21 protein-coding genes are annotated in these 21,175 nt (G+C 73.2%); 11 read left to right on the top strand and 10 right to left on the bottom strand.

What is annotated here, in order from left to right:
* Window positions 1–43 precede the first annotated feature (43 nt).
* Window positions 44–1,414, top strand: coding sequence for an alpha/beta hydrolase family protein (locus NIE79_RS14110; RefSeq protein ID WP_238678996.1), 1,371 nt, complete (start codon window positions 44–46; stop codon window positions 1,412–1,414).
* A gap of 66 nt (window positions 1,415–1,480) precedes the next feature.
* Here the strand turns inward: NIE79_RS14110 and NIE79_RS14105 are convergent, their stop codons facing one another.
* The 3 genes from NIE79_RS14105 to NIE79_RS14095 all read right to left on the bottom strand — a co-directional run bounded on the left by NIE79_RS14105 (window position 1,481) and on the right by NIE79_RS14095 (window position 3,779).
* Entirely contained in the window at window positions 1,481–2,194 is a 714-nt protein-coding gene (locus NIE79_RS14105) for a hypothetical protein (RefSeq protein ID WP_238678995.1), read from the bottom strand.
* Between the two features lie 245 nt (window positions 2,195–2,439).
* Window positions 2,440–3,195 carry a DUF3626 domain-containing protein gene (locus NIE79_RS14100; protein ID WP_238678994.1) on the bottom strand — a complete coding sequence of 252 codons (756 nt, stop codon included), beginning with the start codon at window positions 3,193–3,195 and terminating at the stop codon, window positions 2,440–2,442.
* A gap of 128 nt (window positions 3,196–3,323) precedes the next feature.
* Entirely contained in the window at window positions 3,324–3,779 is a 456-nt protein-coding gene (locus NIE79_RS14095; RefSeq protein WP_238678993.1) for a VOC family protein, read from the bottom strand.
* A 70-nt stretch (window positions 3,780–3,849) separates the two neighbouring features.
* On the opposite strand from NIE79_RS14095, the gene tsaA reads away from it, so the two are divergent.
* A complete protein-coding gene (gene tsaA, locus NIE79_RS14090; RefSeq protein ID WP_238678992.1) occupies window positions 3,850–4,266 on the top strand; it encodes a tRNA (N6-threonylcarbamoyladenosine(37)-N6)-methyltransferase TrmO in 417 nt (138 codons plus the stop codon).
* A gap of 52 nt (window positions 4,267–4,318) precedes the next feature.
* On the opposite strand, the gene NIE79_RS14085 is transcribed toward tsaA, so the two are convergent.
* Both NIE79_RS14085 and NIE79_RS14080 read right to left on the bottom strand, forming a co-directional pair.
* On the bottom strand, window positions 4,319–4,948 hold the full coding sequence (locus tag NIE79_RS14085; protein ID WP_238678991.1) for an MBL fold metallo-hydrolase: 630 nt from the start codon (window positions 4,946–4,948) through the stop codon (window positions 4,319–4,321).
* Window positions 4,945–6,033, bottom strand: coding sequence for an S-(hydroxymethyl)mycothiol dehydrogenase (locus tag NIE79_RS14080; RefSeq protein WP_238678990.1), 1,089 nt, complete (start codon window positions 6,031–6,033; stop codon window positions 4,945–4,947). The genes NIE79_RS14085 and NIE79_RS14080 overlap by 4 nt, the downstream gene beginning before the upstream one ends.
* 184 nt (window positions 6,034–6,217) lie before the next feature.
* Between NIE79_RS14080 and NIE79_RS14075 the strand changes: the two genes are divergently transcribed.
* Both NIE79_RS14075 and NIE79_RS14070 read left to right on the top strand, forming a co-directional pair.
* The gene (locus NIE79_RS14075; protein ID WP_238678989.1) at window positions 6,218–6,637 is read left to right on the top strand and encodes a hypothetical protein; all 420 of its coding nucleotides are present in this window, start codon (window positions 6,218–6,220) and stop codon (window positions 6,635–6,637) included.
* Between the two features lie 28 nt (window positions 6,638–6,665).
* On the top strand, window positions 6,666–7,847 hold the full coding sequence (locus tag NIE79_RS14070) for a low temperature requirement protein A (protein ID WP_238678988.1): 1,182 nt from the start codon (window positions 6,666–6,668) through the stop codon (window positions 7,845–7,847).
* A gap of 7 nt (window positions 7,848–7,854) precedes the next feature.
* Here the strand turns inward: NIE79_RS14070 and NIE79_RS14065 are convergent, their stop codons facing one another.
* The 5 genes from NIE79_RS14065 to NIE79_RS14045 are packed head-to-tail and all read right to left on the bottom strand — an operon-like array spanning window position 7,855 to window position 11,853.
* On the bottom strand, window positions 7,855–8,766 hold the full coding sequence (locus NIE79_RS14065) for an SDR family NAD(P)-dependent oxidoreductase (RefSeq protein ID WP_238678987.1): 912 nt from the start codon (window positions 8,764–8,766) through the stop codon (window positions 7,855–7,857).
* A 22-nt stretch (window positions 8,767–8,788) separates the two neighbouring features.
* Window positions 8,789–10,297, bottom strand: coding sequence for a flavin-containing monooxygenase (locus NIE79_RS14060; protein WP_238678986.1), 1,509 nt, complete (start codon window positions 10,295–10,297; stop codon window positions 8,789–8,791).
* Between the two features lie 59 nt (window positions 10,298–10,356).
* Window positions 10,357–10,902: a PH domain-containing protein gene (locus tag NIE79_RS14055; protein ID WP_238678985.1), complete on the bottom strand. Its 546-nt coding sequence runs from the start codon at window positions 10,900–10,902 to the stop codon at window positions 10,357–10,359.
* Between the two features lie 10 nt (window positions 10,903–10,912).
* Entirely contained in the window at window positions 10,913–11,374 is a 462-nt protein-coding gene (locus NIE79_RS14050) for a hypothetical protein (RefSeq protein WP_238678984.1), read from the bottom strand.
* Window positions 11,374–11,853, bottom strand: coding sequence for a hypothetical protein (locus NIE79_RS14045; RefSeq protein WP_238678983.1), 480 nt, complete (start codon window positions 11,851–11,853; stop codon window positions 11,374–11,376). The genes NIE79_RS14050 and NIE79_RS14045 overlap by 1 nt, the downstream gene beginning before the upstream one ends.
* Window positions 11,854–11,897: 44 nt before the next feature.
* On the opposite strand from NIE79_RS14045, the gene NIE79_RS14040 reads away from it, so the two are divergent.
* The 7 genes from NIE79_RS14040 to NIE79_RS14010 all read left to right on the top strand — a co-directional run bounded on the left by NIE79_RS14040 (window position 11,898) and on the right by NIE79_RS14010 (window position 21,100).
* Window positions 11,898–12,875: a helix-turn-helix transcriptional regulator gene (locus NIE79_RS14040; RefSeq protein ID WP_238678982.1), complete on the top strand. Its 978-nt coding sequence runs from the start codon at window positions 11,898–11,900 to the stop codon at window positions 12,873–12,875.
* A gap of 92 nt (window positions 12,876–12,967) precedes the next feature.
* On the top strand, window positions 12,968–13,600 hold the full coding sequence (locus NIE79_RS14035) for an ATP-binding cassette domain-containing protein (protein WP_238678981.1): 633 nt from the start codon (window positions 12,968–12,970) through the stop codon (window positions 13,598–13,600).
* 14 nt (window positions 13,601–13,614) lie between these two features.
* A complete protein-coding gene (locus tag NIE79_RS14030; protein WP_238678980.1) occupies window positions 13,615–14,874 on the top strand; it encodes a type 2 periplasmic-binding domain-containing protein in 1,260 nt (419 codons plus the stop codon).
* Complete coding sequence (locus NIE79_RS14025) at window positions 14,871–16,637, top strand: ABC transporter permease (protein ID WP_238678979.1); 1,767 nt, start codon at window positions 14,871–14,873, stop codon at window positions 16,635–16,637. Before NIE79_RS14030 ends, NIE79_RS14025 begins: the two co-directional genes overlap by 4 nt.
* Entirely contained in the window at window positions 16,634–19,018 is a 2,385-nt protein-coding gene (locus NIE79_RS14020) for a tetratricopeptide repeat protein (RefSeq protein ID WP_238678978.1), read from the top strand. The genes NIE79_RS14025 and NIE79_RS14020 overlap by 4 nt, the downstream gene beginning before the upstream one ends.
* 40 nt (window positions 19,019–19,058) lie before the next feature.
* Window positions 19,059–19,682 carry an ABC transporter ATP-binding protein gene (locus NIE79_RS14015; RefSeq protein WP_112602474.1) on the top strand — a complete coding sequence of 208 codons (624 nt, stop codon included), beginning with the start codon at window positions 19,059–19,061 and terminating at the stop codon, window positions 19,680–19,682.
* A complete protein-coding gene (locus tag NIE79_RS14010) occupies window positions 19,679–21,100 on the top strand; it encodes a DUF6297 family protein (protein WP_238678977.1) in 1,422 nt (473 codons plus the stop codon). Before NIE79_RS14015 ends, NIE79_RS14010 begins: the two co-directional genes overlap by 4 nt.
* Window positions 21,101–21,175: the final 75 nt, after the last annotated feature.

Raw genomic sequence — 21,175 nt, 5'->3', positions numbered from 1 at the left:
GCTGGTCGCCCCCCGGGCGACAACCGTCCGATGGGGAGCATCGATGCTGTCCACACCCGTTCGTACCCTCCGCAGGCTGCTCGCCGCCGCCGCGACGCTGACCCTCACGGTCGGGCTGGCCGGTGCCGCGCCGGCCAGCGCCACCGGTCACGACGTGGGGGGCGGCGAGCCGCTGCCCGGCTACACCATCGAGAATCCGCCGTTGGCACCGCTGGTCGTGGGCGGCAAACCGACGACGGTACGCCAGGGCGTGCACCGCCACGCCGGGTACATCATCGAGGTCCCCGCCCGGTGGAACGGCGACCTGCTGTTGTGGGCGCACGGCTACCGCGGCCAGGGCACTGTGCTCTCGCCGGAACCGCCGGCGTTCGGGCTACGCCAGCGCCTGCTGGAGCAGGGATACGCGTGGGCCTCGTCCTCCTACGACCGGAACGGCTTCGACATCCGCTCCGGAGTGCTCGGGACGAAGGATCTCGCGGACCACTTCGGGCGGACGGTCCGTCGGCCGCAGCACACCTACGTCGCCGGTGTGTCGATGGGCGGGTACGTCATCGGTCGTTCGCTGGAGCAGTATCCCGGCTTCTACGACGGCGCGTTGCCGATGTGCGGGGTGCTCGGTGATCAGACGTTGCTCGACTTCTACCTGGACTACAACCTGGTCGCGCAGGCGCTCGCCGGGGTGCCAGCCTACCCAACGCCGGCTGACTACCTGACCAACGCGGTGCCCCGCATCCAGGTGGCGCTCGGCCTGGCCGGGCTCACGCCCACCGGGCCGGACACCACGACGGACCGGGGCAAGCAGCTGCGGGCGATCACTGTGAACCGTTCCGGCGGGCCGCGCCCGGGAGCGGATGCGGCGTTCGCGGTCTGGAAGGACTTCCTCTTCTCGATCAGCGTGCCCACCGGGAGCGGCAACTCCCCCGCCCAGCGGCCCGGTCAGCTGTCCACCAACCTGCTCACCCGCTACACCCCGAACAGCCCGGTCAACGTCAACGCGACAGTGCAGCGGGTCGCACCGGAGAACGTGTGGCAGCGGCTCCTGCCGACGCTGACCGAGGTGCCGCGGATCGCCGGTCGCCCGACCGTTCCGGTGCTCAGCCTGCACGGTCTCGGCGACATGTTCGTACCGTTCAGCATGGAGCAGGCGTACGCCACCGACGTGGCGCGCAACGGTCGCAGCAGGCTGGTGGTTCAGCGGGCGATCCGGGCCACGCAGCACTGCGAGTTCAGCCCGGCGGAGGCCGGCGCCGCCTGGGACGACCTGGTGTCCTGGGTACGCACCGGCAAGCGCCCGGCCGGCGACACCGTGACCGACCCGGCGGTGGTGGCCCGACCCGACTACGGCTGCCGGTTCAGCGACCGGGACGCGTACGCGGCCGGGGTCGGCACCCGCCGCCTCTACCCGGCCTGCTGAGGTACGCGAACACGAAGAACCGGCCGGCTCCCGTCGAAGGGAGCCGGCCGGCCTCGTGTGCGGGTGTCACCAGATCTGCTGGACGATGTCCGCCGCCTGCTCCTCCCACTGCGCGTACGCGTACGGGAAGGCGGAGACCTGCACGGTCTGCGCGGCGGCGGTCAGCGGCAGGTCCTGCCAGCCGCCGACGTTCTTGAGTGCGGTGAAGAACGCCGTGGCGGCGTACTCCGGGTCGGTGATCTGGTCGGGCGTGCCCCAACCGGACGACGGACGCTGCTGGAACAGGCCCTGCGAGTCGTGGTCGTTGTACGCGCCGAGGTGGCCGAGGTTGTACAGCTTCGACTCCTGCAGCGAGGTGGCGACGCCGATCACCGCACCCCGGTCACCGACGCCGGTCTTCTTGGCGGCGTCGACGATGGCCCGGGCGTTGGCGAGCTGCGCGTCGTCGAGCGGTACGCGCGACTGTGCGCCCTCGATGCCGTGGGGGATCAGCTGGGCCCGGCTCGGCTTGCCGGCCGGCGGCTTACCGGTGGCGGAACCGGTGGTCAGGCCCGACTCGACGGGCTGCTCATCCTGGTGTGCCGAGGTGGCGGCCTTGCCGGTGGCGAGGTCGATGGCGGCGACGGCGCCCTGGTGCGGCCCGGAGGTGACCGGGGCGGCGGCTGCGGTCGGCGCAAGCGCCAGACCGCCGAGGGCTGCCACACCCGCCACGCTCAGCGCGGTCTTGCGGTACGAGTCCTTAGCGATGGCGGGGAGCCATCGAGTGAAGTCGACCTTCACGATGGTTGCCCTTTCGATCGTGCGAAGCGCTCCGGGGTGAACACTTCTCGGGAGATGACCGCGGAAAAGGGTTTGGGCTCCGGCGGTACGGGGGACACAACCGGGTTCACGTGTCGGGCATTCCGGAAATGCCAGGGCCTGGGTCAGGTGCGGTCCCGGTCACCCGGCGAAATGGGATGGGTCGACGCCACCGACCGAACGCGGTGGAAAACGGACAACCGGCGCAGCCGGAACGAGTCAGCAGGTCAGGTGCCGTACGGCGTGCCGAAGCGGACCAGCACGTGCCAGAGCTGCTTGAGGTGCTGAAGCGTGTCCGCGATCGGGCCGCGATCCGCCCAGCGGTGCGGTTCAACGACCACCGAGGCCGCCGCCCGACCGATCAGCGCCGCATCCACCGGGCCGCCCGCCCGGGCGAACTCCCGGTGCACCCGGGCTGCCAACACCGGGATCGCCGGGCCCCGGAACTCCGCGTCGACCTGGTCGACGGCCAGCACGAAGCCGGCGTGCCACCGCAATGGAAAACCGAACCGCTCGGCGATCGATTCCAGCGTCACGCCGGTCGGGGTGCCGGCGAAAGACGGGTCGACCACCAACTCCTCGACGTCGTACGCGAGGTCGAGCGTGCCGTGAACCTGGGCCTCCACGTAGTCGTCCAGCGCGCGACCGACCGCGCCCGGGGTGGTCGGCGGATCCAGCAGCGTCCACGCCAGCGCGGCGACGCCTGTCCCGGCGCGGCCCAGGCATTCGCCGCTTGCGGCGACGCCGGCCAGGAGCCCGGCGAGCACCGCCTCGAACGCGTCGGCCGTGCCCACCACCTCCGGGCTGAGGTGGCTGTCGCCGAGGCAGAAGGTCGCCCGGCCCAGCACCGCCGGGCGCAGCCGCAGGTGGCAGGAGCCGAAGCGGGGGCAGGCGCCGTCCGCGTGGTCGAGCAGGTTCAGGCCGCCGTAGGTGGGCCGATGAGCCGGCATCACGCCGTCGCGCTGGTACGCGCCGTCGAACATCCGGTGCTCCCAGCGGTCCCGGTCACCACCGGGGTACGCGGTGACGCTCGAGCACGACCAGCGACCGCACGTGCGCGACGGCAGCCGTCTGCGCCGGGGTGAGAGCAGCGGCGCGCCGGCCGCCCCGTTCAGACGTCGCCGTCATGTCCGGGGTCATCATCGTCCATCCCGGTGCCCAGCTCCTGGAAGATGGTGATGTGCAGGTCGGCGGGGGCGTCGAGGCGGGAGTTGAGCGACTGCCACGGCGTACGCGTCGGCGGCGCGACCTCGCTCGCCCCGGCGGCCACCAGTCGGGCGGTCGTCGCCTCCGCGTCGTCCACCTCGAAAGCCACCCGGATACGCGGCGCGACCTGCCGACCCACCTCGACCTCGTCGATCAGGCGTTTCTGCGCGGGGTTGGCGATCTCCAGGGTGGCGCGGCCGGCGTCCAGGATCACCACCCGCGCATCCCCCTCGCCACTGAACGCCGCCTCCTCCGGCAGGCCCAGGGCGTCGCGGAAGAACGCGACGGCGGCCTCGTGGTCGGCGGCCTCCACCACGAGGCGCAGCTGACGGACGACGGGGGCGGGCGAGTCGGCGGCCATGAGCGGGATCCTAACGTCGCGACGGGGCTAGGTTGGGACCGTCCAGGAGGGAGCGAGGGTGGTCGAGGCAGTGAGCGATGACGCGTGCCTGCTGCGCCCGGTCGGTCGGGTCGCCTCGTCGCTGACCGACGCGGCGAGCGCGCCACGGCAGGGCGACGAGGGTGCGCCACCGGCGTGGCTGGTCTTCGACCCGCAGGTCGAGCGGGCCCTGCGTGAGCTGCGGGTCGGCACGGAGCTACTGGTGCTGACCTGGTTGGACCGCGCCCGGCGCGACGTGCTCGCGGTGCACCCACGCGGCGACGAGAACCGGCCGGAGACCGGGGTGTTCAGCACCCGCTCCCCGCACCGGCCCAACCCGATCGGGCTGCACCGGGTGCGGGTCCTGGCGGTGGACGGGCTGCGTATCGAGGTGGCCGACCTGGAGGCCCTCGACGGCACCCCGATCCTGGACGTCAAACCGGTGCTGGGCGCGGCCGACGAACGTTGAGCCCGTCGACCACGCGCCAACGCGGCAGCCAAACCTGAGACGCCCGCGGGGGTCAGTGGCCGCGGTCCAGCCACTCCTGCAGGTGCGGCGCCTCCGCGCCGATCGTCGTGTCGTCGCCGTGGCCGGTGTGCACGACCGTCTCCGCGGGGAGCGTCAGCAGGCGGGTGCGGATCGACCGGACGATGGTGCCGAAGTCGCTGTACGAGCGGCCCGTCGCGCCCGGGCCACCGGCGAAGAGCGTGTCACCGGTGAACACCGCGCCCAACTCCGGCGCGTGGAAGCTGCACGCCCCGGGGCTGTGCCCGGGGGTGTGCAGCACCCGCAGCGTGGTGCCGCCCACCTCGATGCTCTGCCCGTCGTGCAACTCGCCGTTGGGCGGCAGGTGCGGGTGGACCATGTCCCAGAGGACCCGGTCCGCGGCGTGCAGCAGCACCGGCGCCCCGGTGGCCTCGGCCAGTTCTGGCGCCACGCGGACGTGATCGTCGTGGCCGTGGGTGGCCAGGATCGCCCGGACCTGCCGGTCGCCCACCAGGGCGAGGATCGCCGCCACGTCGTGCGGCGCGTCCAGGACGACGCACTCGCGGTCGTCACCGATCACCCACACGTTGTTGTCCACGTCGAACGTCTGCCCGTCCAGGGAGAACGTGCCCGAGGTGACCGCGTGGTCGACGCGGGCGGTCACGGGAACACCACCACCGAGCGGAGCACGTCGCCGTGGTGCATCCGGTCGAAGGCGTTCTCGACCTGGTCGAGCGCGATCTCCTCGGTGACGAACGCGTCCAGGTCGAGCCGGCCCTGCAGATACAGCTCGGTGAGCATCGGGAAGTCCCGGCTGGGCAGGCAGTCGCCGTACCAACTGGACTTGAGGGCGCCGCCGCGCCCGAAGACGTCCAGCAGCGGCAGCTCGATCTGCATCTGCGGGGTCGGTACGCCGACCAGCACCACAGTGCCGGCCAGGTCGCGGGCGTAGAACGCCTGCTTCCACGTCTCCGGACGGCCGACCGCGTCGATCACCACGTCGGCGCCGAAGCCACCGGTGGCGGCACGGATCGCCTCGACCGGGTCGGTCTCGGAGGCGTTCACCGTGTGCGTGGCGCCGAACTTGCGGGCCCAGTCGAGCTTGCGGCTGTCGGTGTCCACCGCGACGATCGTGGTGGCGCCGGCGAGGAGCGCACCGGCGACCGCCGCGTCCCCGACGCCGCCGCAACCGATCACCGCTACCGAGTCGCCCCGGGTGACGTTCCCGGTGTTCATCGCCGCGCCCAGCCCGGCCATCACTCCGCAGCCGAGCAGACCCACGGCGGCGGGACGGGCCGCCGGGTCCACCTTCGTGCACTGCCCGGCGTGCACCAGGGTCTTCTCGGCGAACGCCCCGATGCCCAGCGCCGGGGCGAGTTCGGTGCCGTCGGTGAGGGTCATCCGCTGGGTGGCGTTGTGGGTGTTGAAGCAGTACCAGGGCCGACCCCGGCGGCAGGCGCGGCACACGCCGCAGACGGCCCGCCAGTTGAGCACCACGAAATCGCCCGGGGCGACGTCGGTTACGCCGTCGCCGACCTGCTCCACGATGCCCGCCGCCTCGTGACCGAGCAGGAACGGGTAGTCGTCGTTGATGCCACCCTCACGGTAGTGCAGGTCGGTGTGGCAGACGCCGCACGACTGAATCCGGACGATCGCCTCACCGGGCCCGGGATCGGGCACCACGATGGTGGTGACCTCGACCGGTGCGCCCTTGCTGCGGGAGATGACTCCCCGGACTTCCTGGCTCACTTCGCCTCCTGCTGGTGGTCTGCGGCGGGACCGGGTGCCGGGGTGCGCGGGTGTGCCACGGGCTCGGCGGTGGGCCCCCGGCGAACCTACCGCGACCACCACGGCCAGCCCAGCCGGCCCGGCGGTTATCGCGGGCGGTCCGGGGTACGCGGGCCGCATTGGACCACGGCCAACGGGAGTGACAATGAAATTCGCGCACCTGCCGCTACGGGTCAGCATCGGCGCGTACTTCCTCAACTCGGGTCTGGGCAAGCGCACCCTGGAGGGCACCGCCGCGGAGGGCCTGCACGGGATGGCGGTCGCCGCCATGCCCCAGCTCGGCCAACTGGAGCCGACGCGCTTCGCCAAGCTCCTGTCGTACTCGGAGATCGCCCTGGGGGCCGCGCTGATCGCGCCGTTCGTCCCGGCGCCCCTGGTCGGGCTCGGCCTGACCGCGTTCGGCGCGGGCCTGGTGCAGCTGTACCTGAAGACGCCGGGGATGCGCGAGCCCGGCAGCATCCGCCCGACCCAGCAGGGTGCGGGGCTGGCCAAGGACGTCTGGCTGGTCGGCGCGGGGCTGACCCTGGTGCTGGAGGGGCTGACCCACGGCCGTCGGCGCGGCTGACCCGGCGCGGGCGGCCTGAGGAGCTGCGGTGACCCAGTCTCGGTCGGTGCGGCCGTTCTACCGGCCGATGCGGCCACATCGTCGCGACGAGCCGCACCGCACGGCCACGCCGCTGGAGCTCTTCTTCGACCTGTGCTTCGTGGTGGCCGTGGCGCAGGCCGCCGGCAACCTGCACCACGCCGTCTCCGAGGACCAGATCGGCCACGCGCTGGCCGGGTACCTGATGGTCTTCTTCGCGATCTGGTGGTCGTGGATGAACTTCACCTGGTTCGCCTCGGCCTACGACACCGACGACGATCTCTACCGGATCACCACGCTGGTGCAGATCGCCGGAGCGTTGATCATCGCCGCCGGGGTGCCCTCGGCGTTCACCGACGCTGATTTCCGCGTGATCACGTACGGGTACGTGGTGATGCGCCTGGCCGCCGTCGTGCAGTGGAGCCGAGCGGCCATCGGCGACCCCGCGCACCGGGCGGCGGCCAGCCGCTACGCGATCGGCGTGACGGTGGTGCAGCTCGGCTGGCTGCTGCGCCTGTTGCTGCCCGCCGAGTGGGGCATGGCGGCGTTCGTGCTGCTGGTGCTGGCCGACCTGGCGGTGCCGGCGGTGGCCGAACGCCCCGGGATGACCCCGTGGCACCCCGCGCACATCACCGAACGCTACGGACTGTTCACCCTGATCGTGCTCGGTGAGGCGGTGGGGGCCGTCTCCCTGGCGATCCAGGACGGGCTCGACGCCGGCGAACACGACCTCTGGTCGCTCGCGGCGGCCGGGGCGGTCATCGTGTTCGCGCTCTGGTGGCTCTACTTCGACCGGCCGAACAAGGCTCCCGACCGGCAGCCGTACTCCCTGATCTGGGGTTATGGCCACTACCTGATCTTCGCGGCGGTCGCCGCAGCCGGCGCGGGTCTGAGCGTGTCGGTGGACTACGAGCGGCACCTCGCGCACATCTCGGAGAGGACCGCCGGGTACGCGGTGGCCGTCCCGGTCGCCGTCTTCCTGCTCACGGTCTGGGTGCTGCACGTACGCCGGCAGCAGCACGGCGCTGTGGTCGTCGCCTTCCCGGTCGTCGCGCTGCTGGCGCTGCTCGCGCCGCTCGGTCCGGCCCCGGTGTACGCGGTGGCGGCGCTGCTCGTCGCTCTCGTGGCGCTGACAGTGGTGATGCGCAGCCGCGACGTGGCCCCGGGCGCGACGGTGGCCGAACCGGCCTGAACCGCCGTCACGCCACCTCGCGGGCCGGGTCGGCGAGGGTGTCGGCGGGGCGTTGCACGGGAACGCCGGAAGTGGGCGGCACCGGGCGGACCACGCCCCGGTTCAGGCCGGTGACCAGGAGCCGGTTGTACGAGGCCGGCATGACCCGGGCCAGCAGGTCGGGCAGCTTCGCCGACCAGCCGATCAACACCCGGCCCCGTCGCCGTTCGACGCCGCGCAGGATCACCTCGGCGGCCCGCTCCGGCGCGATGGTCAGCAGTTTCTCGAACTGGGCCCGACCGGCCGCGTACTCGTCGTGGGAGACGCCACTGCCGATCCGGGCGTTCTCGGTGATCCGGGTGCGGATGCCGCCGGGGTGCACCGATGTCACCCCGATGCCGTCGTCGACCAGCTCGTGGCGCAGCGCCTCGGTGAAGCCGCGTACGGCGAACTTGCTCGCCGCGTACGCGGTCTGCCCGGCCGGCGCGATCAGCCCGAACAGGCTGGAGATGTTGACCAGGTGCGCGCCCGGCTCGGCCCGGAGGGTGGGCAGCAGGGCGTGGGTCAGCTGCGCCACGGCCCGGAAGTTGACGTCGATCACCCAGCTGAACTCGTCGAACGTCACCTGGTCGAACCGACCGCCGAGGCCCACGCCGGCATTGTTGATCAGCAGGCGTACCCGGGGGTGCCGCTGGCCGATCTCCACGGCCACCTGGGCGGTGGCGGTCTGGTCGGCGAGGTCCACCAGGTACGTGGCGAGCTGACGATCCGGGTGCTCGGCGCGGATCGCGGCGGTGACCGCGTCCAGCCGCTCGGCGTCGCGGTCCAGCAGGACCAGATCGCTGCCTCGGCGGGCCAGCGCGTGGGCCAGCGCGGCGCCGATGCCACTGGCTGCCCCGGTGACCACCGCTGTCGCGCCGGCGAAGTCGAACCTCTGCACGATCCTGCTCCTCTGCTCGCGGTTACCGACGCTCGGACGCGACGGGACGTCGGGTGTCCTCGGGCACTGTCACCTCGCCGGGGCGCGAGAACCGCACACCCTCGTCGGTGAGCCGGCCGTGCCGCATCAGCAGGACGTCGCGGGCGTAGTTCTGGTGCAGCCGCCACGGCGCTGTCGCGCCCTGTCTGGGCAGCGTGTGGACGGCGCGCAGGACGTAGCCGGAGCGCAGGTCGATCAGCGGCACCCGCTCGGCGTCGGGCGGTGGGAGCGGGGTGACGACCTGCTGCCCGGTGCGGTCGAGGTGCCGCAGCAGTCGGCAGACGTAGCCGGCGACCAGGTCGGCCTTGAGCGTCCACGACGCGTTGGTGTAGCCGAGCGTCAGCGCGAAGTTCGGCACGCCGGAGAGCATCATGCCCTTGTAGGCCACGGTGCTCGGCAGGTCGACGTCGACGCCGTCCACCCGCAGCGTCAGGCCACCGAGGGCGAGCAGGTTGAGCCCGGTCGCGGTGACCACGATGTCGGCGGGCAGCTCCGCGCCGGAGGTCAGTCGGACACCGTTCGCGGTGAAGGTGTCGATGGTGTCGGTGACCACCGACGCGGTGCCCTCGCCCACGGCAGTGAACAGGTCGCCGTCGGGTGCGACGCAGAGCCGCTGGTCCCAGGGGTCGTAGCGGGGCGAGAAGTGCCGGTCGACGTCGTACCCCACCGGGAGCCGGCCCCGCGCGGCCCGGCGCAGCGCCCGCTTCACCAGGCCGGGCGCACGCCGGCTGAGCTGGAAGTTGACTGTGGACAGCAGGACGTTCTTCCAGCGCACCACCGGATACGCGGCCTTCGCGGGCAGCCAACGCCGCACCGCGTCGGCCAGCCGGTCGCGGGCGGGCAGCGCCAGAATGTACGTCGGTGAGCGCTGGAGCATCGTCACGTGCGCGGCCCGCTGGGCCATCGCCGGCACCAGTGTGACAGCCGTGGCGCCGCTGCCGATCACCACCACCCGCTTGCCGCTGTGGTCGAGGTCCTCGGGCCAGTGCTGCGGGTGCACCAGCCGCCCGGCGTACGCGTCGACACCCGGCAGGGGCGGGGTGTAACCCTCGTCGTAGCGGTAGTAGCCGGCGCACGCGAAGAGGAACGAGCAGGTCAGCACCACGATCTCGGCGGTGTCGGTGCGCTGGGCGTGCACCGTCCAACGGGCGGTGTCACTGTCCCACTCGGCGCGGAGCACCCGGTGGCGGAAGCGGATGTGCCGCGGCACGTCGTACTCCCGGGCGGTCTCCCGCACGTACTCCAGGATGGTCGTGCCGTCGGCGATGGCCTTCGGCGCGGTCCACGGCTTGAACGAGTAGCCGAGGGTGAACATGTCCGAGTCGGAGCGGATGCCCGGGTAGTGGAACAAATCCCAGGTGCCGCCGATGGCGTCGCGCGCCTCCAGCACCGCGTACGTCTTGTCGGGGCAGTTCCGGCGAAGGTGGCAGGCGGCACCGATGCCGGACAGGCCGGCGCCGATGATCAGCACGTCGACGTGGTCGGAGGCCATCGCGTTCCTCCATCCGGGGCGGTGATCGGACCCTAACACCGCGCCCGTTTGGCCGGGAACTATCGGGAGGCCGCTCCCCGACTGTCGAGCCGACCTCCGGCACGTCCGCGGGCGGCATGCTGCTCGGCCAGCCGGACGAGCAGCTGGTCGAAGTCCGCCACGGCGAGTACCGGCCCGTTGTTCTTCCGCCAGCCCCCACTCCTGCTCCGCCGCTGCACCGCCGACTCGAACGCCCCGTCGGTCGTGCGCACCCAGCAGGCGAGGCGCGACGTGGGCCCGCCGAGGAACAGCGCTGGGCGCGCCTCGAACCGGGTCACCTGCGACCACGGCAGGGTCCGGGTGGAGAACAGGTGCCGAAGCCGTACGCCCCGGTCGTTGACGTAGATCCCGGCCAGGTGCATACGGAGGACGAGGGTCAACCACACCCCCATGACGGTGAGGCCGCCGGCCATGCCCAGGGCGGTCCGGACGTCGACCTCACCCCGGATCAATGCTCGCCCGGCGAAGACAACAGTGGTCACGGTCAGCACCGACCCGGTGGCGAACATGAACCCGGTGAGCACCTGCCCGACACCCCACGGGTCCATCCGCTGCCATCTCCGCATGGCCCGCAGGCTAGTCCGTGGACGCTCGGGTGAACGTCATGATCCAGTTGGTCTCCCAGGTCTGCTCGCCGTCGACCGAGAACGCCTGCTCCCAGCGGGCGGTGGTCGCGCTGATGTCCGACCAGATGAACCGGCACCGGACCGGCCGCCCCTCGTGTTGGTCGTCGGCGTAGAAGCGGCCCACCCCGTCGACGAAACGACCCACCATCGGTGGCAGTCCCAGCACCCCGTCGACGCTGCTCAGCCAGTAGATCGACCACTCCTCGCGAGCCGGGTCGAAGATCCGGACAGTGGCACCAGCGGAGCCCTTGGTCGGGAACGTGATCTCGTCGAAGTGACCGCCACCGGCGAAGAACCCGTGCGCCACCGACACCCCCGGGAACTCCTCCCACTCGTCCGAGCCGACAAGTCGCTTACGCAACCGCCGATTGACGACGTTCCAGGTGCCCACAAAGAAGTCGAAGTCGCCCATCAGCGGCCCACCGGCCCTTCCGCTCGCGTGTCACGCAGATAATCGGTCAGATTCGGACTGCCCGGCAGCAGCATGTGCTGCACCCAGGCGGCCCGCTCGTGTTCCAGAACCGCCAACTCCCAGACGCAGCCCACTGCCGGGCGGCGTAGGTGGACGAAGTGTGCCGGGTCGTCGTCGGGACAGTCCAGCGCCGGCTGCCCGGCCGCGGCGACGCGGACCTCCACGGCGTTGTCCCACACCCAGGTGTACGCCAGCAGATAGGCGCCGCTGTCCGCGCCCCGGTGCAGCACCACCCACCCGGCGGCCGGGGTGCCGTCGTCGACGACGTCGGCCAGCAGGTCGGGCAGCAGGTCGTACGCGGCCTTCTCCACGTCGGGTTCGATTGGTCGCTCCGGCTGGTCTATGTGGTAACGCTTCAGGTGCCGGCCGCCGATCAGCACCGGTCCGGGCGTTCGTAATTCCTTGTCGCGAAATGCCATGCCGGGACGGTAGGACGGGTCCCCTGACAACTAGTGTCAGTGAAGTGCGGGCTTCTCGACTTCTCTCCGTCCTGCTGCTGCTCCAGTCGCACGGGCGGTTGACCGCAGCGCAGCTCGCCGAGCGGTTGGCCGTCTCCCCCCGCACCATCTACCGGGACGTCGAGTCGCTGCACGCCGCCGGCATCCCGCTCTACGGCGAGGCCGGGCACGCCGGCGGCTACCAACTGGTCGACGGCTGGCGGACCCGACTGACCGGGCTGACCGCCGAGGAGGCCGACCGGCTGTTCCTCGCCGGGCTGCCCGGCCCCGCGGACGAGTTGGGCTACGGCGACGTGGTGGCGGCGCTGCAACTCAAGTTGCACGCCGCGCTCCCCGCGCCGCTGCGCGACCGGGCGACCCGACTGCAACAACGCTTCCACCTGGACACTCCCGGGTGGTACGCCGACGGCGACGCCTCCCCCGAGCTGGCCCGCACGGCCGAGGCGGTCTGGCGACAACACCGCGTCGAGGTGCGCTACCGCGGCTGGAACGGCGAGGTGACCCGGGTCCTGGAGCCGTACGGCCTGGTGCTCAAGGGCGGCCGTTGGTATGTGGTGGCCGACCAGCCCGGCCGGGGCGCGCCGGCGACCTACCGGGTCAACCAGATCCTCGCGTTGACCCCACTGGCGCAGGAGTTCGACCGACCCGCCGACTTCGACCTTCCGTCCTGGTGGCGGGCGCACGTGGTGCAGTTCCGGGCCCGGCTGCACCGCGACGAGGCCCACGTCCGCCTGTCCCCCGCCGGGCGGGAGCGGTTGCGCGAGGTCGGCAGCGATCCGGTGGTGACAGCGATGGACAGCAGCGCCGGATCACCGGACGCGCGGGGCTGGGTGACAGCGGTGCTGCCGATCGAGTCGCTCACCCACGCCCACGGTGAGCTGCTACGCCTCGGTGCCGACGTCGAGGTGCTGGCCCCGGTGGCGCTGCGGGAACGGCTGGCCGCCACGGCGGCCGGGCTCGCCGCGCTCTACTCCCCCGACTGAACAGCCCCGACCCTCTCCACAGTGGAAGCGTCGGGGGCGTCGATTGTCGTCACGGTGTGCCACCCTGGGACGGTCATCAATGGTCACCGGAGGTGAGGGTCACGTTACGGCTACGCGCACTGGTCGCCGTCCCCGGCACCGGGCCGGTGACCCTCGACGTTCCCGCCGGCACGCTCGCCGCCCTGGTGGCGCCGCCCCGGTTCGGCACGGCGGTCGCCCGGGTGCTGGCCGGGCTGGCCCCGCCGGTGACCGGTCGCGTCCTCGTCGGCGACCGGGACGTCACCGGCCTGGCGCCGCCCCGCCGGCAGATCGGCTACGTACCCGCCGGTGGCGCGCTGCTGCCGCAGCTCACCGTGCGGCGCAACATCGAGTACGGGCAGCGCAAACGCGAACGGGTGCACGAGGTGGCCAACGACTGGACGGCCACGGTGGTCGACCGGCTCGAGTTGGGGCTCTCCCTCGCCCTGCTGCCGCACCAGATCTCCGCCGCCCAGCGGTTCCGGGTGGCGCTCGCCCGCGCGGCGGCCTGCCTGCCCGAGGTGCTGGTGGTCGACCTGCCGGCCGGTTCGGCGGGCGACAGCCGTCTCGGTGACCTGATGCCTCGCCTCTCGCCGCCGGACGCCCCCGGGGTGGCGGTGCTGGTCTGCACCGCCGACCCGGCCACCCTGGCGGAGATACCGGTGCGGCACGAGCTGGTCACCGAGCCGAGCGAGGCGACCCGATGAGACCGTCCGCCGGCGTGAGTCGTCGTACGCTGCTGCGCGCCGCCGCCGCGGGTGCCACCGCGCTGGCCGCCGGCTGCTCCGGCGGGACCCGGTCGGTGCAGGTGGCGGTGGTCTGGAGCACCAGCGAGCTGGACCGGTTCCGCGAGGTCGTCGCCGGCTACCCCGCCCCGGTGCAGGTGGTCAGCGCCGGCAACGACATCGACGCGTTCCTGCGCGCCCGACACCTGGCCGGCACCAGCCCGGACGTGGCGATCCTGCCGCGCCCCGGCCTGGTCACCGAGTACGCCCAGCGCGGGTGGCTGAGCCCGGTGCGCCCGTCCACCGACTACGCCGTGCGCGTCGAGCTGAGCGATCTGCTGATGACCGAGAGCGAACGCTACGGCGTGTGGGTCAAGGCGGCGCACAAGTCGCTGGTCTGGCACCTGCCCTCCATGCTGCCCGCGCCGCCGACCACCTGGGACGAGCTGCTCCAGCGGACCAGGGAGCTCGCCGCGCGCGCTCGACGCGACGGCGGCCCGGTGCCCCTGGCCATCGGCGCCGCGGACGGCTGGGTGCTGACCGACTGGTTCGAGAACGTCCTGGCCGACATGGCACCCGACAGCTACTACGCCCTCGCCCAACAGGGCGCCGACTGGCGGGACAAGCCGGTACGCGACGCCCTGGACCGCCTCGCCGGGCTGTGGAGCATCGACGGCGCGTTCGTCGGCGGCGGCCGTCGTGCCCTGCTCACCCAGTACGAGGAGTCGGTGATCCAGGTGGTGCACGCCCGACGGGCGGTGATGCTCCTCGGAGCCGACTTCACCGCCGACGTCGTCCGTCCGTTCCGACGCGGCCCGGAGGCACCTGTCACGTTCCGGTTCCCGGGCGCCCAGCCGGGCGGCGGTCCTCTGATCGTCGGTGGGGACGCGGCGGTGGCGTTCGCCGACGCCCAGGGCGGGGTCGAGCTTGTCGAATGGCTCGCCAGGGCCGACTCGTTCCAGCCGTGGCTACGCCAAGGCGGTTACCTGTCGCCCAACACCAATGTCTCGATAACCAGCTACACCGACGGCGTCGGCAAGCAACTCGCCACGGAGATGCGGGCCCCCGGCACCCTGCGTTTCGACCTCTCCGACCAACTGCGCGGGGCGTTCACCGGCTCGGACGGGGTCGGCATCTGGCGGATCATGCAGGGCTTCTTCGCCGACGTCACCGACGGGGTCCGTGCCAGCGAGGCGATCCGCCAGGCCACCGGCCTGCTCGCCGCGGCGGCCCGCAGCGTGGGGGGCGGGCGATGAGCCAGGTGCGGGTCCTCGGTGAGCTGGCGGTCCTCGACGACGTCGGCCCGGCCCGACGGGGTCGGGCCTATCCGGCCGCGGGGGCCACGTCGGCCCTGCTGCTGCCGGCCGCGGTACTGCTCGGCGGGCTGGTGCTGTGGCCGGTGCTGCGGACCATGCACGCCAGTGTCACCACCGACGGTCGCTGGGTCGGCGCGGCGCACTTCCGGACCGCGCTCGCCGCCCCGGGCACCGGCGCGGTGGTCGGCCGGACGGTCCTCTGGGCCCTGCTGGTGCCGGCGGTGGTGACGGCCCTGGGCTATCTGCTCGCCGCCGCGTCCCGCCGTTCCCAGGAGGGCGGCCTGGTCCGGTTGATCCTCCTGGTGCCGGTGGCGTTGCCGCTGGTCGTCACCGGGGTCACCTTCCGGCTGATGTACGACCCGGACCCGAGCCGGGGGCTGGCCACGCTGGTCGCGACCCGGCTGACCGGCCGCTCGGTGGAGGACGCGCCGCAGTTGCTCGGGCCGGGGATGGTCACCGTCGCGTTGATGTCGGCGTTCGTCTGGGCCTGGGTCGGGTTGGCGGTGCTGGTCTTCCGGTCCGCGCTCGACGCGGTGCCGCCGAGCCTCGCCGACGCGGTCCGCGCCTACGGCGGTAAGCGTCGCCATGTGCTGTGGGACGCGCAGTGGCGGCCACTGCTGCTGCGGACGACAGCTGTGGTCTTCGCGTTGGTGGCGGTCGGCACCAGCCGCACGTTCGATCTCATCCTGGTGATGACCCCCGGTTCGGTCCGGGACGAGGCCTCGGTGCTGGCACTGCGGATCTGGCAGACGTCCGGGGGCACCACCACCGGCGACGGCGCCGCGCTCGGCGTGGTGTGGCTGGTGGCGGTGATCGGCGGGATCATGGTGGCCGCGCTCTTCGTCCGACAGGCCTGGCCCCCGCCGCGCGTCGAGGCGGCACCGGAGCCCGCTCCGGTCGCCCCGCCCCGGCGGGTGTTCCGGCTGCTCGCGGCGGGCGCCGCGATCGCCTGGCTGGTGCCGCTGGCAGTGCTGGTCGCCACGTCGGCGCACGGGCGGGTGGACGCCGCCGCGCGCGGTTGGTGGTCGACACCGCCGAACGCCGAGTCCTACCGCAACCTGGTCACCGGCACCGAGCTGTGGCGGACGCTGGGCTTCACACTGCTGTTGGCCACCGCGGTGACCGCCACGGTGCTGGTGGTCGCGCTGCTGGCCGCGTACCCGTTGGCCTGGTTGACCGGGCCGGCCGCGCAGGCCACCGGGCTGCTGCTGCTGGCGGCCAGCGTCGTGCCGATCCAGGTCATCGCCGGGCCGGTCAACGAGGTGCTGGGCCTGGTGCTCTCCTCCGGCACGGCCCAGGGCCTGGCCCTGGTGCACATCGCGCTGGGTGTGCCGTTCGCGGTGCTGGTGCTGCGCAACGCGTTCGCCGACCTGCCGGTCGAGCAGGTCCGCGACGCGCGGCTGGGTGGGCGCCGGTGGTGGCACACCCTGCGCCGGCTGGCCCGGCACAACCGGTCAGCGGTGGTGGCGGTCTCCGTGCTGGAGTTCGTCCAGGTCTGGAACGACCTCGTGGTGGGGCGGTTGTTCGGTGGGCCGGGGTCGTCGCCGCTCGGGCCGTTCCTGGCCGAGCAGACCCGCAGTTTCGTGAGCAACAGTGGCGCGCTGGCCGCCAGCTCGGTGCTCGCCTCGGTGCTGCCGGTGGTGCTGGTGGTCCTCTCGCGGCGGCACCTGGTCGCCGGGCTCGTCTCCGGCGGCGTGCGGTGACCGGGCCGGGTGGCCCGCGCGGCGGCTCGCGCTGGCCGGCGCTGATCGCGATCGGCGGCGTGGTCGGCAGCATCCTCGCCAACGTGGCCAGCAACCTGGCCGGCAATCTCCTCTCCGAACTGGCGGCCAGCGTGCTCGGGCCGGTGACCATCGTCCTGGCCTCCAGCGGCGTGGTGGGTTACGTCGTGTACGAGGTGCGCCGCCGCCGGGCCGGCCGGGAGGTCGGCCCCGAGCCGACGGAGGTGCTCACCACCCCGGCCACCGGGGCGCCCACCCTGCCCTACACGGCCGAGTTCACCGGTCGCGACGAGCACGTCGACGCGCTCGTCGGTCTACTCACCCGGGAGCACGCGGTGGCGGTCCTGGGCCGGCGCGCGGTGGGCACCTCCGCGTGCGCGGTACAGGCCGCCAACCAGTGCCGGGAGGACTTCCCCGACGGGCAGTACTACCTGGACCTGCGGCGGCGGGGCCGACCCCGCTCGGCCCGGAAGGTGCTCACCGCGCTGGCCCGGATCCTGGGCACCGCCCCGCCGACCTCCGGCCGGCCGGACGCGCTCGCCGCCGCCGCTGACGCGCTGCGCGGTCAGCTCGACGGTCGCAAGATCCTGCTGGTGCTGGACAACGTCGACCGCCCCGACCAGGTCCGGCCACTGTTACCGCCCACCGCGCGCACCTGCCGCCTGCTGCTCGCCGGCGGTCCGGCGCTGGTCGGTCTGGAGGGTGTGGTCGCGCACTGGATCGCCGAACCGGGCACCTCCGAGGCGGTGGAGCTGTTCGCGACGGCGGGCGGGGCCGCGCCCGCCGCCCGGGTCCGTCGCGCCGACCCGCGCACCGACCCGGCGGTACGCGAAATCGTCGACCTGTGCGGGCGACAACCGCGGACCGTCCGGGCGCTCGGTTACCGCACCGCTCAACACGGCTGGCGGCACTCCGACGTGCTGGACGCGCTGCGCCGCGCGGTGCAGACGCCACCACACCAGCGGCTCGCCGTCTCACCGGCGGCCCGCCTGGTCACCGAACGAGACATCGCGTACCGGGTGTTGCCCCGCCAGGCCCGCCGGTTGTACCGACTGATGTCGCTGGTCCCCGCCCCGGTGGACCGGCCCACCATCGCCGCGCTGGCCGGGCGGCACCCCGAGCTGGTCACCGCCCTGCTCGACCGGTTGGCCGCCGCCGCGTTCGTGATCGGCGCGCCCGGCGACCGGTACGAGATCCGCCCCCTGCTGGCCGGAAGCGCCCGACTGCACCTGCGGGACGCGGACCCGGCGCGGGCCCGGGTCGCCGCGCAGGCCCGGCTGACCCGGCACCTGGCCCGCCGGGCCGAACGGCACGCGGCCAACCTGGCGGTGCTCGGCTCCCCACCCGACCGGGAGTGGTCGCTGCCGCTGGACGACGACCCGTACGGGTGGTTCGACCTGCACCAGGAGCTGCTGCTGGCAGTCGTGCGGGTGCCGGCCGGCGCGAAGGAGACGTTGCCCCGCCGGGTCCGCCGGTGGTGGTTCCGGCTGGCCGTGGCGCTGTGCGGGTGGCTGGCGTACGCCGATCGGCTCGACGAGTGGGAGCAGGTCTGCCGCACCGTACTGGCCACCCCGACCGCCGACGACCGCCCCGAGATCGCCGGGTGGGCGCACAACGAGCTGGGGGTGCTGCGTCGACGCCGGCACGACCCGCAGGGGGCGGCGGCCGCGCTCACCCTCGCGGTCAACGAGCGGGGGCGGCGGGGCAACGCCCAGGCACGGATGAACCTCGGCCTGGCCCTGCTCGACCTGGGGCAGCTCGACGACGCGGTGGAGCACCTGGAGATGTCCCGCCGACACCGCTCCGGCGCCGACCGGGCCGGGCACGCCCTCACCGAGCTGGGTCTGGGCGCGGCCCAGCTGGCCCGGGGCGAACCGGACACCGCGCACCACCATCTGGTGCGGGCGGCGAACACGTTCCGGTCGGTGGGCGACGCGCGCGGGTACGCGGCGGCGTTGACCAACCTGGTGCTGGTGCACGCGGCGCTCGGTGAGCACCTGGACGCCGCCCAGGCGTGGCGGGCCGCACTGCGCGAGTACGAGTCGGTCAACGACCCGACCAGCCGGGCGACGGCGCTGCTCAACGCCGGGGCGACGCTGCTGAGCAGCACTCCGGGGCAGGCGCGGACGGCGTACGAGCTGCTGGCCGAGAGCCGCCGGCTGCGCGAGGAAATTCAGCCGACCGCCGGGCTGGCGCGCACCCTGCTCTACCTGGGTGACGCCTGCGACGCGCTGGGTGACCGGGCCGACGCGCGGCGGCACTGGGCGGACGCGGCGGCGGTGGCCGAGGAGGTCGCCGACGCCCAGGGGTTGGCCGCCGCCGACTCCCGACTGGAGGACGACGCCGACAGTCGAGTGACGTAGGTCGCTCGGGTTGGTCGGTGGCACGGCTCTGGGAGACTCTGTGATCGTGGACGCGCTCTCGGTACGGGGACTCAGTCGCAACTTCGGCAACCTGGTCGTGCTCGACGAGGTGAGCTTCACGCTCCCCGCGGGCCGGATCGCTGTGGTGCTGGGCCCCAACGGCAGCGGAAAGACCACACTGCTGCGCTGTGTCGTGGGTGCCGACCGGCCGGACGCGGGTGAGGTGCTGGTGCAGGGCCGCCGGGCCGACGAGACCGATCCTCAGGTGAGGGCGCTGGTGGCGGCCGCCCTGGACGACATCGACTTCTTCCCCGACCTGTCGGTGGTCGAGCACCTGGAGTTGGTCGCGTACGCCCACGGGGGTGACGCCGAGCCGGTCGAGGAGGTCCTCGCCGAGCTGGGTCTGGAGCCGGCCCGCGACCAACTGCCGGTGACACTGTCCAGTGGGCAGCGCCGCCGGCTGGCGCTGGCGTCCTGTTTCGTGCGGCCACGCCGGGTGCTGATCCTGGACGAGCCCGAGCAGCGGCTGGACGTCCGCGGGCGACAGTGGCTCGCCGACCGACTGCTGCGGGAACGGGCGGCGGGCACGGCCGTGCTGCTGGCCTCGCACGACCCGGAGCTGATCGACGCGGTGGTCGACGAGCGCATCGAGATCGGCAAGTGACCGCCGCACCGGCCACGATCGCCGACACGCTGGCCGGGGTGCCGACCGCTCGACAGGTGCGGACGCACCTGCGCAAGGCCCGCAGCCGGCACCACGACCATTCGCTCGGTGACGTGCTCGGCGACGCGTACGTCATGGTCCTGTTCGTGGGCATGTACGGCTGGTTCGCGATCAGCGCCAGCCGCGACCTGCTGGACTCCCCCACTGTGGGGCAGGCCGAGCCGGGGGTGCGGTGGTGGCTGGCGGTGGCCGCGCTGCTGGCCGGCGCGGGGCTCGCCTGGCGTGGTCTGCGCGCGCTCGGCCCGCTGCTGGTCACCCCGGCGACGCAGAGCTGGGCGACGAGCGCGCCCATCGACCGGCGGGCCTGGCTGGCGCCGCGCTTCGTTCTGTTGCTGATGGGTGCGGCGGCCGGCACCGCGGCGCTCGGAGTGGCGGTGGCGGCGCTTGGTGGGGTCACCGAGCCGCCCGCCCTGGGCTGGGCGGCGGCGGCCGGCGCGGGCTGGGGTGCGGCCGCGCTGGCGCTCAGCGTCGTCGCCCAGAGCAGCCGGTCGGGGCGACGCTGGCCGACAGTGGTCGGGGCGGTGCCGATGGTGGCGGCGGCCGTGATCACCGCTCTGGTGGTGCTCGTCGGTCGCCTCGGAGACGGGCTGCCCCGGCCGGCGACGACGCCCACCGTCGCGTTGTTCGCCGCCGCGTTGCCCCTCGCTGGCCTGGGCATGACCCTCGCGGTGCGCGCGCTGCCCCGGGTCGACCGGGCCACCCTGACCACCGGCGCGCAGTTTGCCAACGCCGCCGCCACGGCCACGATCCTGCTGGACCCGAGCCTGCTCGCCGGCCTGGTGGAGAGCCGCCGCTGGCGCCGGATCGGCCGGGTTCACAGCCGCCGGTTCCGGCCCGGCCCCGGCTGGTGGGCGCTGCTCCAGGCCGACGTACGCCGGTTGCGCCGCCACCCGAGCGCCGTGCTGATCTGGGCGGCGCTGATCGGGGTGCAGTACGCTGCCGCGCTCGCCCTGCCCGGGTTGGCCGGGGCCGCCCAGGTGGTGTTCGCGTACCTCGCCGCGAACCGGCTGACCGGCGGTCTGCGATCGGTCAGCCGGTCTCCCGGGCTGCGCCGGGCGCTCGGTGGCAGCGACAACCTGCTGCGTGGGATCCACGTGGTGGTGCCGGCGGTCGGTGCGGGCCTGTGGTGGTTGCTGACCCTGCCGTCTGTCGATCCGGGGCCGGCCTGGCTGGCGCCGACGCTGGCGCTGGGGGTGGTGGCCGCCGCGTTCCGGGCCGGCACCCGCCCGCCGATCAACTACGGCGGCGCGACGGTCAACACGCCGTTCGGAATGATTCCGGTCGACCTGATGCGTCAGGGGTCACGGGGGCCGGCGCTGCTCGCCGTGCTGGTCCTCGTCCAGCTGTTCCTGGGCTGAGCCCGGTGGGCCCGGGGCCCGGTCGCGGCACCACCCGCTGTCGTTTCCGTCCAAGACAGCGGCGCGACTGCGATC

It is taken from the genome of Micromonospora trifolii, from assembly GCF_022229005.1.
Classification (GTDB): Bacteria; Actinomycetota; Actinomycetes; order Mycobacteriales; family Micromonosporaceae; genus Micromonospora; species Micromonospora trifolii.
Note: the sequence above shows the minus strand (reverse complement) of the source record. Positions and strands in the feature narration are given on the sequence as shown.

What these genes read in the sequence shown, in the direction of transcription:
- NIE79_RS14060 (WP_238678986.1), bottom strand. Translation starts at nt 10,297, where the DNA reads ATGGCCTCCGACCACGTCGACGTGCTGATCATCGGCGCCGGCCTGTCC.
- NIE79_RS14055 (WP_238678985.1), bottom strand. Translation starts at nt 10,902, where the DNA reads ATGCGGAGATGGCAGCGGATGGACCCGTGGGGTGTCGGGCAGGTGCTC.
- NIE79_RS14025 (WP_238678979.1), top strand. Translation starts at nt 14,871, where the DNA reads ATGAGCCAGGTGCGGGTCCTCGGTGAGCTGGCGGTCCTCGACGACGTC.
- NIE79_RS14095 (WP_238678993.1), bottom strand. Translation starts at nt 3,779, where the DNA reads ATGGCCGCCGACTCGCCCGCCCCCGTCGTCCGTCAGCTGCGCCTCGTG.
- NIE79_RS14045 (WP_238678983.1), bottom strand. Translation starts at nt 11,853, where the DNA reads ATGGCATTTCGCGACAAGGAATTACGAACGCCCGGACCGGTGCTGATC.
- NIE79_RS14110 (WP_238678996.1), top strand. Translation starts at nt 44, where the DNA reads ATGCTGTCCACACCCGTTCGTACCCTCCGCAGGCTGCTCGCCGCCGCC.
- NIE79_RS14075 (WP_238678989.1), top strand. Translation starts at nt 6,218, where the DNA reads ATGAAATTCGCGCACCTGCCGCTACGGGTCAGCATCGGCGCGTACTTC.
- NIE79_RS14050 (WP_238678984.1), bottom strand. Translation starts at nt 11,374, where the DNA reads ATGGGCGACTTCGACTTCTTTGTGGGCACCTGGAACGTCGTCAATCGG.
- NIE79_RS14100 (WP_238678994.1), bottom strand. Translation starts at nt 3,195, where the DNA reads ATGTTCGACGGCGCGTACCAGCGCGACGGCGTGATGCCGGCTCATCGG.